The 15817-nt window shown below is 31.3% G+C and carries 14 protein-coding genes; 9 read left to right on the forward strand and 5 right to left on the reverse strand.

Translation table 11 applies throughout. From position 1 onward, the window contains the following. Positions 1-113: 113 nt before the first annotated feature. On the reverse strand, positions 114-857 hold the full coding sequence (gene kdsB, locus B4L98_RS04760; protein WP_221854531.1) for a 3-deoxy-manno-octulosonate cytidylyltransferase: 744 nt from the start codon (positions 855-857) through the stop codon (positions 114-116). A gap of 200 nt (positions 858-1057) precedes the next feature. On the opposite strand from kdsB, the gene B4L98_RS04765 reads away from it, so the two are divergent. From B4L98_RS04765 to B4L98_RS04780, 4 genes are all read left to right on the forward strand, one after another. After that, a complete protein-coding gene (locus B4L98_RS04765; protein ID WP_180905191.1) occupies positions 1058-1849 on the forward strand; it encodes a DUF3822 family protein in 792 nt (263 codons plus the stop codon). After that, positions 1825-2367 (forward strand): RsmD family RNA methyltransferase, encoded by a 543-nt coding sequence (locus B4L98_RS04770; protein ID WP_280049619.1) that lies wholly within the window; start codon positions 1825-1827, stop codon positions 2365-2367. Before B4L98_RS04765 ends, B4L98_RS04770 begins: the two co-directional genes overlap by 25 nt. A 134-nt stretch (positions 2368-2501) precedes the next feature. Beyond that, on the forward strand, positions 2502-4670 hold the full coding sequence (locus B4L98_RS04775; protein ID WP_291047235.1) for a TonB-dependent siderophore receptor: 2169 nt from the start codon (positions 2502-2504) through the stop codon (positions 4668-4670). A gap of 118 nt (positions 4671-4788) precedes the next feature. Continuing rightward, positions 4789-5277, forward strand: a complete 489-nt coding sequence (locus B4L98_RS04780; RefSeq protein WP_219034399.1) for a TlpA family protein disulfide reductase — start codon at positions 4789-4791, stop codon at positions 5275-5277. Between the two features lie 68 nt (positions 5278-5345). On the opposite strand, the gene B4L98_RS04785 is transcribed toward B4L98_RS04780, so the two are convergent. The 4 genes from B4L98_RS04785 to B4L98_RS04800 all read right to left on the reverse strand — a co-directional run bounded on the left by B4L98_RS04785 (position 5346) and on the right by B4L98_RS04800 (position 8452). Continuing rightward, the gene (locus tag B4L98_RS04785) at positions 5346-6296 is read right to left on the reverse strand and encodes an FKBP-type peptidyl-prolyl cis-trans isomerase (protein WP_125349774.1); all 951 of its coding nucleotides are present in this window, start codon (positions 6294-6296) and stop codon (positions 5346-5348) included. 41 nt (positions 6297-6337) lie between these two features. Further along, on the reverse strand, positions 6338-6769 hold the full coding sequence (locus B4L98_RS04790; protein WP_115001825.1) for a hypothetical protein: 432 nt from the start codon (positions 6767-6769) through the stop codon (positions 6338-6340). A gap of 209 nt (positions 6770-6978) precedes the next feature. After that, complete coding sequence (gene dnaX, locus B4L98_RS04795) at positions 6979-8067, reverse strand: DNA polymerase III subunit gamma/tau (RefSeq protein ID WP_115001827.1); 1089 nt, start codon at positions 8065-8067, stop codon at positions 6979-6981. A 28-nt stretch (positions 8068-8095) separates the two neighbouring features. After that, complete coding sequence (locus B4L98_RS04800; RefSeq protein WP_286495544.1) at positions 8096-8452, reverse strand: SdpI family protein; 357 nt, start codon at positions 8450-8452, stop codon at positions 8096-8098. Positions 8453-8565: 113 nt separating this feature from the next. Between B4L98_RS04800 and B4L98_RS04805 the strand changes: the two genes are divergently transcribed. From B4L98_RS04805 to B4L98_RS04825, 5 genes are all read left to right on the forward strand, one after another. Next, positions 8566-11130 (forward strand): FtsK/SpoIIIE family DNA translocase, encoded by a 2565-nt coding sequence (locus B4L98_RS04805; RefSeq protein ID WP_291047234.1) that lies wholly within the window; start codon positions 8566-8568, stop codon positions 11128-11130. A 33-nt stretch (positions 11131-11163) separates the two neighbouring features. Next, positions 11164-11793, forward strand: a complete 630-nt coding sequence (locus B4L98_RS04810; protein WP_221854525.1) for a LolA family protein — start codon at positions 11164-11166, stop codon at positions 11791-11793. Between the two features lie 3 nt (positions 11794-11796). Beyond that, positions 11797-13257: an LptF/LptG family permease gene (locus B4L98_RS04815; protein WP_291047232.1), complete on the forward strand. Its 1461-nt coding sequence runs from the start codon at positions 11797-11799 to the stop codon at positions 13255-13257. 9 nt (positions 13258-13266) lie between these two features. Beyond that, positions 13267-14391, forward strand: a complete 1125-nt coding sequence (gene ribB / locus B4L98_RS04820; RefSeq protein ID WP_291077658.1) for a 3,4-dihydroxy-2-butanone-4-phosphate synthase — start codon at positions 13267-13269, stop codon at positions 14389-14391. A gap of 108 nt (positions 14392-14499) precedes the next feature. Beyond that, a complete protein-coding gene (locus tag B4L98_RS04825) occupies positions 14500-15813 on the forward strand; it encodes an Ig-like domain-containing protein (protein WP_219034404.1) in 1314 nt (437 codons plus the stop codon). Positions 15814-15817 lie beyond the last annotated feature (4 nt).

Genomic DNA, 15817 nt, shown 5'->3' on the forward strand with positions numbered 1-15817 from the left:
CAACAACATTCATACCGAAATATTATTTTAAGTATTAATTAACTTAATTATTTCATTTCCACGTCAAGTATAGCTGATTTTAGGGCAAATATAAATCATAAAAAGTTTAAAGATTATTTTTTAACAATAGTGGATAAGTACTTTTTTGCACGCTCTAAATCTTCTGGTGTATCAATTCCTACTCCTATCGATTCGGTTTCAATCACTTTAATCTTCATTCCATATTCCAAATAACGTAATTGTTCTAATTTTTCTGCACGCTCATTTTGACGCATTTCAAGTGTTGAAAACTTCAACAAAGCTTCTTTTCTAAACGCATAAATCCCTAAATGACGAAAATAATTTGGTGTAAAATTAGTTTCACGTGCAAATGGAATTGCTGAACGCGAAAAATAAAATGCAAAATCGTTAATATCAGTGACCACTTTTACAAAATTAGGATTGTTAATATCTTCTTCCTTTGTAATGGATTCTTTTAAAGTCACCACATCTACAGTTTTTCCCAATTCTCCATCAAAAGAGGATAAAATATCTGCCAAAGCTTTTTCGTTCACAAATGGTTCATCGCCTTGCACATTCAAGATAATATCACATTCTATATCTTGTATAGCTTCAGCAATTCTATCACTTCCTGTTTCGTGATCTTTGATACTCATGATTGCTTTTCCGTTGTGCGAAACAATTTCATCAAAAATTAAATCAGAATCTGTCACCACAAAAACATCGTCAAACAAATTAGTAGCGACAACATTTTCGTACGTCATTCTTATCACAGTTTTATCGCCCAATTGTTGCATCAATTTACCTGGAAAACGTGTTGCTGCATAACGAGCTGGAATTACGGCTATTTTTTTCACAATTTTTAATTTCAAATTTCTGTAAATTTAAAATAGATTCGGCTGAAATGCTTCTTTAATCAACAAAATAATTATAGTATCTTTGCTAAAATAAATTTTCTGTATGAAGATTGCTTTCAAAATTTTGTTATTTTTGATTTCATTAGGATTAATATATATCTTAATCAACGAGTTAAAAATTCAAGGATAAAGAAAAATTTATGTCAAAAACAACTCAACATTCGTTAGCGATTTTACTATCTCACGATATGCTTAGTTATATTACCAAAACAACCGACGGAGAAACGACTTCGTACTCGGATGTGTATGACTATTCGGTAGATTTTACAAATCTTAACAAAACGGAAATTGAGATTGAACATGAATTGCGTTCTAATTTGACTTTGCTACAAGAATATGATTATGTGCATATTTGTTTTTTGTCGACAACTGTAAATGTTGTTCCAAATCACTTTGCGCACAAACCTTTTGAGGAATTGTTATCACTTTCTAACTATAGTCCTGTAAAATTAGCGATCGATTGTCCTTTGGAAAATGTAGATGCATCAATTATCTACAATATTCATTATCCACTAAAAGATATTTTGCTTTCATTACCGAATTTGCAAAATGCGCGTTTGTATCATTCGGGCAAATTCTTGGTAGATTATGGAATGATTAATTCTAAAAACGATGAAATTTATATCAATTTAATGCATCAAAAATTAGAAGTTTGCGTGTTGAGCAATGGAGAATTTATTTTTTATAATCTATTTGAAACAAAAACGAAAGAAGACTTTTTGTTTTACATTTTGTATACATTAAATCAATTAAATATTAGTCCAAATACCGTTTCATTGTATGCTTTTGGCGATATCTTAAATTCGCCAGATTTTTACGAAACTTTACAAAAATATGTGCGTCATATTTCGTTTAACGAAGCAGACAAACAACTTGGGCAATATTTTACATTATATAAATTATTCGAATGCGAATCATTTCAGGAACATTAAAAGGAAAAAGAATCACAGCACCAACCAACTTGCCGGTGCGCCCAACAACAGACTTCGCGAAAGAAGCTTTATTTAATATCTTAAACAACGAATGGTATTTCGACGAAATTACCGTTTTAGATTTATTCTCTGGAATTGGAAGTATTTCATTAGAATTTGCTTCACGTGGAGCAAAAAAAGTAACTTCGGTTGATAATTTCTACGGTTGTGTAAAATTTTTGGACGAAACAGCGAAACAATTAAAATTAGATGATATTATTTCTACTGTAAAAAGTGATGTCATTAAATATTTGGACAAGCAACCAATCAAAAAGTTTGATATTATTTTTGCTGATCCTCCTTACGATTTGGATGTAGAAACTTACAAAAAAATCCCAAATTTGGTTATCGATAATCAATGGTTAGAAGAAGGTGGAAATTTTGTTTTAGAACACCCATCAAGCATTTCTTTTGAAGAGCATCCAAACTTTGTACAACACAAAAAATACGGAAACGTACACTTCTCTTTTTTCGAGTAAACATCCATTTTCTTAAAATATTTAACAAAATCGACTGATAGATGATATCTATCAGTCGATTTCTTTTTTTTATTTATACTAAGTCTAATTAAATTTGCACTATTAATTTTATTTAGAATAAATATATATAACATATGAAACGAAATAATCTTCTACTTGCGTCAATTACTCTGCTTAGTTTTTCTACGGCATTTGCTCAAGAAACAACGAAAGAGAAAAAAGATTCAATTAGCAATCTACAAGAAGTTGAAATTTTTGGAGATCGTAACAAGAATCAAAGAGGTTTAGAAACAATTACACGTTTTCCTGCAAATCCTCAAAATCAAGTTCAATCTATTTCAATTATTTCTGAAAAGTTAATTGAAGAACAAGGTGCACAAACAATTACAGATGCTACTCGTAATGTACCAGGTGTTACGTTATTTGGAAGTTATGGAGGTATTCGCGAGTCGATGTCTATTCGTGGATATAGAGGAGTTCCTGTCTTAAAAAATGGTGTTCGTATGGACTCTGATTTCCGTACAGGATCTGCTGTTATTGATATGGCTGGTGTAGAATCTATTCAAGTTATTCGTGGTTCTGCTGCGGTTACACAAGGAATTGGAAATGGATTAGGTTCTGCTGGAGGTGTAATTAACGTTACAACAAAAACGCCACGTTACATCAACCAAGGACATATTTCTGCTCAATATGGAAGCTGGAATACTTTCCGTTCTACATATGATATTCAACGAACAGTTACAGAAGATAAAAATTTAGCTTTCCGTTTAACAGGTTCATATAACAATGGAGATAGTTATAGAGATGTTATTAACAGTAATTCTTTCTATGTAAATCCATCTATGGCTTGGAAAATTGATGATAAAACTGAATTTGTTGCTGAGTTTGATTATTACAAAGGAGATAAAACGCCAGATCGTGGAACTATCAATTTAGGAGATAATTTTACTGAAGCTTTATACGATATCGGTGATAAATTTATGGGATATGATATCGATAATACCGAAATCAAAAACTATTCTTACGCTGCTCGTATTACAAGACAGTTAACAAATAATATTAGTGCTAGAGTTGCTTACTTTAGTAACTTCTACAACAGTGACCAATTAGGAGCAACGTTAGCTTCACCAAAAGGAAGTACAGAATATAACATTCGTAATCGTGGATTAGGTCGTTCTTTTAGAGATGATAGAAACTCGACTTTACAAATTGACTTGATTGGTAAAGATATGAGATTTGGTGATTTCAAATGGAATTGGCAAGCTGGATATGATTATACAATCAACCGTTTAGAAACAAGAACTGCAGATGGTATCGGAACTATTGATCAAATTGATGTTTTCAAAGATATTAACCATTCGATCAACTTAACTCCTGAGCAAGAAGCTAAATTAGCTTGGAACAAAGACAAAACAAATCTATCAAGAGGTTATTCTTACGGATTTATGACACAACATCATTTCTCTTATAAAGATTTAATCACATTTGTTGGAGGTTTACGTTATAGCTATTTAATCGATAACCACGATGGTGTTGTAGATCCTGTTGTTGGTTTAGTTGTTTCTCCTTGGAGAAATGTAAATGCTTACATTACTTATGCAACAAACACAAGTTTACGCTCTGCTTTAAACATTATGACTGATGGAAGCAAAGCTGGACCTTCTGTTACAGATCAAGTAGAAGTTGGTGTTAAAACACAATGGTTCAACGACCGTTTACGTGCAAACGTAGTTTACTTCAACATGAACAACGATAACTTAACATTCGAAACATACGAAAATCAAACAGCAACTGGTTTATACGAAAAAGCTGGTAATTTGAGACGTAAAGGTATCGAGTTTGAAGTTGCTGGTCGTCCATTACCAAACTTACAAGTTATGTTAGGATATGCATACTTAGATGCTGGTTACCACGATTCTCCTCAATATGTAGAAGATTCAAGACCATCTAATGCGCCTTACAATACAGCAAATGCTTGGGTTCAATATAAATTTATTGAAAATAATTTCTTGAATGGTTTCACTGTTTCTGCTGGTGTTTACTACGTAGGTTCAAGACCATCTAACGAACAAAGTTTAGATCGTGATGCTCATGGTAATTTCTACGGAGGAAGCAAACCTTTCTTATTGCCAGATTATTATACATTAAATGCGCAAGTTGGATATTCTATGAAAAGATTTGACTTCCGTTTATTCTTTAATAACATTACAGATCAGTTAGGATACAATTCTTACTTCCGTGGAGGTTACATCAACCAAATCGATCCATTTAATATGGCTGCACAAGTAAATTTCAAATTCTAATTTTCTCAGAGTTAAACATATTTTTAGCATTTATTTAATAGGAAAACGACAGTTTTATAAACTGTCGTTTTTATTTTGGATAGAATTGACTAACTTTCGTCAAAATTTTTCTTAAAACATGAAAACAAAAATTACTGCTTTATTGATATTCTTTTGTTCGATTTTTACATTTGCACAAACAGAAAATACGCTAAAATCTATTCCAGAATTTTCTTTTGTAAAAATGCAATCCGAAGGAATTTTCAGTTCAAAAGATATCAAAAAAGGAAAACAAACGTTAATCGTTTTATATTCGCCAACATGTATTCACTGCCAATTAGCCTTGAATCATTTTAGCAATAATTACGAAGAACATTTAAAAAACACTCAGATTATTTTGGTTTCTGAATACGAAGCAAAAGACGCTATCCCTTTCCTAAAAGAGCACGCATCTAATTTTGTAAACAATAAAAATGTAGAATTATTATATGATTCTAATTACGAATTTGGTCCAATTTTTCAACCAACTTCTATTCCTACATTTTATTTATTCGACAAGGATAAAAATCTTGTTACAATCAAAAAAGGTTCTGTAGAAGCAAATCAAATTTTTAAATATTTGAAATAATTTAAAAATTAATCCATAAAAAAAATCCACTCAATTGAGTGGATTTTTTTGTTATATCTAATCGATGATTATTTACCTTGTTGTGCTTGAGCTTCGAATTGTTTTTGTAATTCTTTAATTTGCTCTTCAGATAAACCTTGTCCTCCTTGCGCACCTGGTTGACCTTGTGGCGCTGGTTGACCTTCTTTAAAGTCTACTAATTCTACTTCGAACTCTAATGCTTGGTTTGGTCCAATTTGTCCTCCAGGAGCTCCCATTTCACCGTAACCTAAGTTAGCTGGAATATAGAATTTGTATTTAGATCCTTTAGACATTAATTGTAAACCTTCTGACCATCCTGGAATAACTTGGTTCAAAGGAAATTCTACACCTCCTTTAGCTTCAGGGTTTTTATCTGTACTGTCAAAAGTTTTACCAGTAGCTAAAATTTTACCAGTATATTTTACTTTAACAATACTATTAATGTTTGGTTTAGCACCTGTTCCTTCTTTTTCTACAACATAAACTAATCCAGAAGCAGTTGTTTTAGCACCAGAAGTTTTTTTCTTCTCGTCTACTAATTTTTTAGACTCGTCTGCATTTTTCTTAACCAAGTTTTGTTGGTGATTTTTTGCATACGTATCTAAAATTCCCATTCCCGCTTCTTGTGTAATCAACAATTTTTTGTGACGTACAACATCCATAATCCCTTGAACAATAATATCCTTGTCCATTTGATCTAATTGTTGTTGGTTAATAACCGTCTCAATTTGCTGACCAACTTGTTGACCAATCGCGTAAGATTCTCTACCTTCTTTACCTGCTTTTAAGTAATCGCGGATCCCTTTTTCTAATTGATCGTAGTTGATACTATCAGTTTCAACTAAACGTCCTCCAAGACCTTTGATTTGCTCACCAAGACCAGTTCCGAAAGCATAAGAAGCTTTTTGATCTTCGCTTTCTAATTTGTCTACAGATTTTCCTTTGTTACAAGACACTAACGACGCAACAACAAAAATCCCTAAAAGAACTTTTTTCATTATTTATAAAAATTTATTGCAAGTTTAATAAGAAACTTTCATTAATCATACAAATCTAAACCAAATTCTTCTTTTAATTTTAACAAAATCGGGTTTTTATCTGATAATTTCTCAAATTTTTCTTTGTTTGATAAGATATGATTCGTTGCTTCCTTCTCAGAAAACTTAATTTGAATACTAAAATAGTGATTCTTAAGGAATGCTCTCAAACTATTTCTGATTCGATCACGGTATTCCTCAAATTCTTGTTCCGATGAATGAGAAGTAAATTCGAAAATAATTTCATCACCTTCCAAGCCAAGTTCAGTTGTCATCAAAGCATTATAGGACGGAATATTATGTTCGATTTTTAATCGATCCAAAAATCTTTTCCAGCCTTCTTTTACTTGATCCAATGTAAACTTTTCTCGAGGCAAATCATTTCGTAAAATCTCCTCTTGATGTTCTTCTACTTTTGCTCCAGGCAAAGCCATCTTAAGACTAAACGACGAATTACCATTTGTTCTAATCGGTTTTGAAGCACGCGTATATTCTTTGACTTCTTCTGAAATCGAAGTTTTAACGTGTTGCGTATTTACCTGTTGTGAAGTTTGTCCATTTTGAGGAATAGAATTATTTTGCTGAATTTGAAGAACTTCAATTTTAGAAGTTTGTTGTTCAGAAAAATAAAACGTTGGCGGAACTATCCTATACTTTTTTTTTTAAGCCCGTTTTCTTCTGCCGTTAACGAAGCCAATTGCATCAATGCAATTTCAACTGTTAAACGAGGATTCTTACTCGATTTGTAGTTTAAATCGGCCTCATTACAAATTTCAATTGCTCCAAATAAAAACGTTGCTGAACATTTTTGTGCATGCTCCAAATATTTTGCTTTTATACGCTCACCAACTTCCAACAAACTTACTGTATTAGCTGTTTTCGCCATCAATAAATCTCGGAAATGAGCGCCCAAACCGCAAATAAATAAATGTGCATCAAAACCTTTGTTCAAAATATCATTCAATTGCAACATCGCTTGCGGAATATCATTTTCCAAACACGCGTCTGTCATCTTGAAGTAATAATCGTAATCTAATACATTCAAGTTTTCTGCTACTGAAGAATAGGTCAAATTTTTATTGGTAAAAGTTGACATTCTATCAAAGATTGATAAAGAATCGCGTAACGCACCATCTGCTTTTTGAGCAATCAAATGCAATGCATCATCTTCAAAAGTTACTTGTTCTTTTTCAGCAACATTTTTCAAATGCCCTTTGATGTCTTCAACTCCAATTCGTTTGAAATCATAAATCTGACAACGAGAAAGAATAGTAGGAATAATTTTATGTTTTTCTGTAGTTGCCAAAATGAAAATAGCGTGCGCTGGTGGCTCTTCTAAGGTTTTCAGAAACGCATTGAAAGCAGCTGTTGACAACATATGAACCTCATCAATAATGTAGACACGATATTTCCCAATTTGAGGAACAATACGTACTTGATCGATTAAATTTCTGATATCATCAACCGAATTATTAGATGCCGCATCCAACTCAAAAATATTGAAAGCAAAATCTTGATCGCCTTCTACTCCATTTTCTTCGTTGATTTTACGTGCTAAAATTCGAGCACATGTTGTTTTTCCAACACCTCTTGGTCCACAAAATAAAAGAGCTTGTGGCAATTGATTTGACTTTATCGCTTGCTCCAAAGTATTTGTAATAGACGCTTGTCCAACTACATCTTCAAAATTTAACGGGCGATATTTTCTGGCTGAAACAACAAAATTTTCCATACTATTGGCAAATATAATGGTTATAATTTTAAGAATTAAATCTATTCATTTTTTTTAATTTTTTTTCTGTCAAAACGAATGTTAAAAAACAAAAGGTAGTCATACAACCTAGTGAAATAATTGAAGCAAAGATGTAATTTATTTCAAATAAAAGTCCTGATAAGGCAATTAATAAAAAAATTACTCCAAAATAAAACATAATTTTTCTGGAATATTTTTGTGCAAAATTCCAATTCTCAATATTTTTCATTGATAAGTTTGACCTATAACCATATAATGGATTAATATTTTTTGCAGGAAAAATTAATTGTACAATTCCCATAATTATAAATATTAGACCAAATAATAAGGATAAAATAAAAAAAGGGCTTTCTGTATTCATCATAAAAAAAAATTAAATCATCTTAGTCTTTATCATTTTATATAAAATTAAATACTTTTCGTTAGATTCGTACTTTTAGATTTATTATTTTTGCTTCAATTATACTCAACCTTAAAATGGCTATAAAAAACACACAGGAAACACCAAAAACTCCTAAAAAACAAATCGTCAAAACAATTATAGGTATACTGTTTTTAGTAATCGGTTTATTACTATTAGCTTCGTTTATTTCTTATTTTTTTAATGGTTTTATGGATCAGAGCCAAATCTCTGATTTATTAGATAAAAGTCAAACCGCCGAAAATATTTTCGGGAAGTTTGGCGCATTATTAGGTGAAACATTCATTTTGCAAGGAATCGGAATTGTTTCATTTTTTGTCCCAGTCTTCTTTATTCTCTTAGGAGTTAAAGTTGCTACAAATTGGAAAAAAATTAAGCCTTTCACAACGCTTTATCAAAGCATTTTCTTCATGATTTGGTTGCCAATATTTTTTGGTTGTATTTTACCAACTCAACACATGTTTTCTGGCGTAATGGGATTTGAAATTAATGATTTCCTAAATAGCTTTATTGGTAAATGGGGTGTAATTTTATTGCTTTTCGTTAGTTTATTGATTTATTGTGTCATTCATTTCCGAATGACGTATCAATCTATCCAAGAAAAAATGGAAGAACGTGCGAAACAAAAAGAAATTGAGCGCATAGAAAAAGAGCAAGAAAAAATCAAGAGAGAACAGCTTGAATTAAGAAAACGTAAGGAAAAAGAAGAACAAGAAAAGATAAATAAATTCAATCAAGATGCTGAAAAGCAACAAGAAGATAGTTTATCGCAAGAATTAGAATTGATAGAACAACAAGAGAAAGAAGCAATTCAATCTCATAAAGTAAATCCAAACGAAGCATTTCATCAAGAATTTAAAATTAATCAACCAAAAGAGGAAGAAACAATCGAAGAAACTCCACTTAATATTACAGAATTAGTGGTTGAAGATTTGGCAGATGATGAGGAAGAAAATAATCAAGTAGATTTTTTATCAATTAATGATGAAGAAAATTTAGAAACAGAAATTCAACCAACTCAAAACTCTTCTGAAAATGGATTAGAATTAAAAGTTCAACACGTTGATGAAGAAGAAGAATTTGAAGCGACTTCTGCTCGATTGGTACAAGAGCAAGGTGAATACAATCAACGTTTAGATTTACCAAATTATCAATTTCCTCCTATTTCATTGTTAAAAAAATATGACAACGGAAATACCTTAATTGATCAAAAAGAATTAGAAACGAACAAAAATAGAATTGTCGAAACCTTAGGAAACTATGGAATCGGAATCGATGAAATTTCTGCAACAATCGGTCCTACAGTTACATTGTACGAAATTGTACCAAAAGCTGGTGTTCGTATTTCTAAAATCAAAAATCTTGAGGACGATATTGCCTTAAGTTTGGCTGCGCTTGGTATTCGTATTATTGCGCCGATTCCTGGAAAAGGAACAATTGGTATTGAGGTTCCAAATTCTAATCCTTCGATGGTTTCCATGCATTCGGTAATTGCTTCGCAAAAGTTCCAAAATGCTGATATGGAATTGCCAATTGCTTTCGGGAAAACAATTACGAACGAAACCTTTGTTGCCGATTTAGCAAAAATGCCTCATTTGTTGATGGCTGGTGCAACGGGACAAGGTAAATCGGTTGGTTTGAATGCAATTATCGCTTCGTTAATCTATAAAAAACATCCATCTGAATTAAAATTTGTGATGGTCGATCCAAAGAAAGTTGAGCTTACTTTATATTCTAAAATCGAGCGTCATTATTTAGCAAAATTACCAGATTCGGAAGAAGCAATTATCACAGATAATACAAAAGTAATTAACACGTTAAATTCACTTTGTATTGAAATGGATGATCGTTACGAATTATTGAAAAATGCTTTCGTTCGAAATATCAAAGAATATAACGCGAAGTTCAAACAACGTAAATTAAATCCAGAAGCTGGTCACAGATTCTTACCATATATTGTATTAATCGTGGATGAGTTTGCAGATTTGATTATGACAGCTGGTAAAGAAGTTGAATTACCGATTGCTCGTTTAGCTCAGTTGGCTCGTGCTGTTGGTATTCACTTGATTGTTGCAACTCAACGTCCGTCTGTAAATGTGATTACAGGAACAATTAAAGCCAATTTCCCAGGACGTGTCGCTTTCCGTGTAACGTCAAAAATCGATTCGAGAACGATTTTAGATTCGCAAGGAGCCGATCAATTAATTGGTAAAGGTGATATGTTGTACACCACTGGAAACGAATTAATTCGCTTACAATGTGCGTTTGTTGATACACCAGAAGTCGATAAAATCACCGAATTTATTGGTGAACAACGTGGTTATCCAGATGCAATGCATTTACCAGAATATGTTGGTGAAGAAGGTGGATCTAATTTAGATATTGATTTATCTGATCGTGATGTACTTTTTGAAGATGCTGCACGATTAATTGTAATGAATCAACAAGGTTCCGCGTCTTTATTACAACGAAAATTAAAATTAGGATATAATCGCGCCGGACGATTAATTGATCAATTGGAAGCTGCTGGAATTGTTGGTCCTTTCGAAGGAAGTAAAGCAAGACAGGTATTGATACAAGATGACATGAGTTTGGAACAGTTGTTGAATAATTTGAACTAAAATTTATTAAAAACAGATAGAAAATTAAATTGTATGAAAAAGATAATCTATTCTTTCATACTCTTATTAGTAGGGGTTGGAACATTAAACGCTCAATCAGCAAAACAAATCTTAGACAAAGTTTACGCTAAATATACCAACGCAAACTCGTATTACATCAAATTTGATTTTAGCCATAATGCAAATGGAAAATCAACAAGTCGTTCGGGAGAAGTTTTTGCAATGAAGCAAAAATTTAACTTGAATGTAGGCGATATCAACCAAATTTTTACAGGAACAAAATTATATACAATTGCAAAAGATGACAAAGAAGTAACTATTTCTGATGCATCTAACACAGATGATTTCTTAACACCAACTAAAGTTTTGAACACGTATCGTACTAATTTCACCTACGCTTTAACAGATAAAAAAACGGTTGGAGGAAAAACAATTCAGTATATAAAATTAACTCCAACTAAAACTTCAACAATCAAATATTCGGTTTTAGGAGTCAATACAGCGAATAATGAAATCTACGATTACAAGGAATATGGTAAAAATGGTGATACAACATCAATCATTGTAAAAGATTACGTTCAAAATTTACTTATTCACAAAAGTTACTTTAACTTTGACCAAAAGAAATATAAGTCGCAAGGCTATATGATTACTCAATTATAATCAATGTTAAAAAAACTTGACTGGTATATAATCAAGACCTTTTTAGGTCCATTTTTTTTCATATTTAGTGTTCTATTTTTCATCTTTATCGTGCAATTTGCATGGCAACAAATGGAAAAATTTGTTGGAAAAGGTTTAGAATGGTACACTATTACCGAATTACTTTTTTGGTTAGGAATTAACGTTATTCAGCTTGTATTACCGCTTACAATCCTTTTGGGGTCTATCATGACCATGGGAGGTTTTGGAGAACGATACGAATTAGCTGCAATGAAAGCGTCTGGAATTTCACTTACCAGAATCCTTGCACCATTGTTTACGTTAGTTGCTTTAATGTCTGTCGGATTGTATTTTTTCGGGGACAAAGTAATGCCTTATTCCCAACAAAAAGCGCGAACAATGTACTTCAATATCTTACAAACCAAACCAACGGTAAGTATGAAAGAAGGCGTTTTTATCGAAACCGTTCCAGGATTTCAAATGAAAATAAATAAAGTTTCGGGTGAAAATTCAGAAAAATTAGAAGATGTTTTTGTTCATCAAAATGCACCGTTTGGTGAAAATACGATGACAATTATTTCTAAAAGAGGAAATCTTGCGCCAGACAAAAACGATAATCATTATCTAAAAATGGAACTTTTTGATGGAATTGCTTATACCGATAATATCAAAAATAAAAACTTTGATCAACGCAAACGTCAAGAAAATCAATATACTAAATTTGATACATTAAACTATTATATTGACATTTCGGATATTTTAAATTCTGGTAAAGACGAAGACCCAGGAAACTCTTATAAATATTTGGACGGAAAAGGTTTAAGACATCTTATCGATTCATTAAACACAGATTATAAGAAGTATTACAAAGATTTGAAAACGAATATGTTTAATCAAAACTATTTCTATTCAATCAAAATAAAAGATATTGATACGGTAAAAACAAATATGATTTTTGACTTGAAAGAGCGAAATCGTCAAGAACAAGATCAAGTGCTTAATCAAGCTATACAAATGGTAAATCGTGATCAAGAAAATATGACGTTTTCTGAACAAGAAATTGTAAACAGAGAAAAGTTATATTCAAAAGTAAATATTCATTACCAACGAAATTTCTCGTATGCAGTAACATGTATTATTTTCTTTTTGATTGGATCATCATTAGGTGCAATCGTAAAAAAAGGAGGAATTGGAATGCCAGTTGTCATCTCAATTATCATTTTCGTTATTTATTTCATTCTTAATTTCTCGGCAGAAAATATGGCGAAAAACGGAAAATTAGATCCAACTTTTGCCGCTTGGGCAGCTAATATTATTGCGCTTCCGTTCTCTATTTTGTTTAGTTACAAAGCCAATCAAGATTCTGGATTATTTGATATCAGTATTTACGTTGATCCAATTGTAAAATACTTTAATAAGTTTAAGAAAACAAACAAAAACGAGGAGCATTCTCGTTATCAATAACATAAAACAATGGAAAATAGATCATCTCAATTAAACACAATTGAAGAAGCTTTAGAAGATTTAAAACAAGGAAAAGTTATCATTGTAGTTGACGATGAAGATCGTGAAAATGAAGGAGATTTCCTATGTATCGCCGAATTTGCAACGCCAGAAGTTATTAACTTTATGGTTACGCACGGACGCGGATTAGTTTGTACACCACTTACACAACAAAGATGTAAAGCATTAGGTTTGGACCTTATGGTTGGGCACAATACTGCAATTTACGAAACTAATTTTACGGTTTCTGTGGATCTACAAGGTCAAGGATGTACGACAGGAATTTCGGCTTCTGATCGTTCTAAAACTATTCAAGCTTTAATTGACGAAAATACAAATCCAGATGATTTAGGAAAACCAGGACATATTTTCCCATTAATTGCAAAAGATGGTGGAGTTTTGGTTCGAATGGGACATACAGAAGCTGCTGTTGATTTGGCACGCATGGCAGGATATTATCCTGCTGGATGTATTGTCGAAATCTTGAAAGAAGATGGAGAAATGGCTCGCTTGCCAGAATTGTTAGAGATTGCAAAGAAATTTGATCTTAAAATTGTTTCGATTGAAGATTTGATTGCTTACCGATTAGAAAATGAATCCTTGGTAAAACGTATCGAGCAATTTCCTGCAAAAACAAGATTCGGAGAATATGAATTAATCGCTTATCAACAAACAACAAATAATCAAGTTCACTTCGCTTTGAAAAAAGGAAAATGGACAAAAGATGATGTAGTTCCAGTTCGTGTAAAATCGACAAATAGCTACTATGATTTGTTTAGCGCTTTACAAAACGGCGAAACACCATTGTTAGAAAAAACAATGAACATCATCAATGAAGAAGAAAAAGGTGTTGTAATTTTTATTAATAACATTCAAAGTTCTGAGTTGATTGAACAAAAATTAGAGATTTTCAAAAGTTTTTCTGAAGGAAAATCTAAATCAGGTGTTTTACCAGCCGATGAAAAAGATCACGGAATTGGCTCTCAAATCATCAAAGATTTAGGCATCCAAAAAATGAATTTGATTACACGCACTTTAGAAGAACCACATACGACGCAATACGGTTTGGAAATTGTAAAATGTACTAAATTGTAAGAAATAATTCATCACAATATACAAAAGCAGTTCTGAGAAGAGCTGCTTTTTTTTTTGAATCATTTTGTAACTTTTTGATTAAATTGACATCTCATATAAAAACACAATATGCAAAATAAAACTTTAGCTTTAATATTTTTTATTCTTACGAGTATTTCATTTGGACAAAATTCAATAGCTAATAAAATTTACACTTCTGATATAGATAATTTCTGGATAGCTTTTGATAGTATTCAAACTACAAATAATTATTCACAAAAAATAAAATTCATTAATACTTTATACATTGATAAAGGGACAAAAGGTTTAAAATCCTTTATGAAAGTAAGAGATTATAATGATACTCTTTATATTAAACTTATTGATAATTATCCTAAGTTTTGGAATTCTATTAGACCTAATACACTTACCATAAAAAATAAAACAAAAGAATTAACTAAAGCTGTAAAAAAACTAAAAAAACTATATCCTGAGCTAAAAGAAGGAGAAATGTATTTTACAATTGGTGGCTTGCGTTCAGGTGGAACTTTATATGAAAATATGGTTTTAGTTGGTTCTGAAATCGCTACAGGAATTCCAAAAACAGATGTTTCAGAATTTGAAAATGATTGGCTAAAAAATGTTTTTGCGAAGCAATCACTTGATAATATTATTTCACTAAATATTCATGAATATGTACACACACAACAAAAACCAAATGAAAACAACTCATTATTACACCATACCCTAAAAGAAGGTTCGTGCGATTTTATTACAGAGCTTGTTTTAGGAGAACCAATTGAAAAACAATATATTTTTTATGGAAAACAGCACTTCGATGATTTGAAAAAACAATTTAAAGAAGAGATGTTTATAGATGATTTTTCAAATTGGTTATACAATGGAGGACAAAAGGGTGAAGCTGCTGATCTGGGATATTTTATTGGATATGAAATATGTAAATCATATTACAATCAAGCTAAAAATAAAAAACAAGCGATAAAAGATATTATTGAACTGAATTATCAAGATGAAAAAGAAGTTGAAAATTTTCTAAGAAAATCTGGTTTTTACGAAGAAGGTTTTGATAAAGATCAATTAATAAAAGAATACGAAAAAAAACAACCTTATATCATAAAAATTGAGCCTTTCGAAAATGGTTCAACAAATATAGATTCATCTATCAAAGAATTTAAAATTATATTTTCTAAACCAATGAATCCAAAAGAATATTCAATAAGATTCTCAAAAAAAGGAAAAGAGTATAGTCCTAAGTTTACAAAAATCAATTTCTCTAATGATAACACTACATTCGTAATAACTATGGAATTAACTCCAACTAAAGAATATGAATTTGTAATTTCAAATGGTTTCAAATCAGAAGATGGCTACCCATTAAAATTAGACAACAATGAATTAATTATTAATTTTAAAACTCAATAATACA

Origin of the sequence: Empedobacter sp. UBA5528 (assembly GCF_002426075.1) — a bacterium.
GTDB classification, from domain to species: Bacteria; Bacteroidota; Bacteroidia; order Flavobacteriales; family Weeksellaceae; genus Empedobacter; species Empedobacter falsenii_B.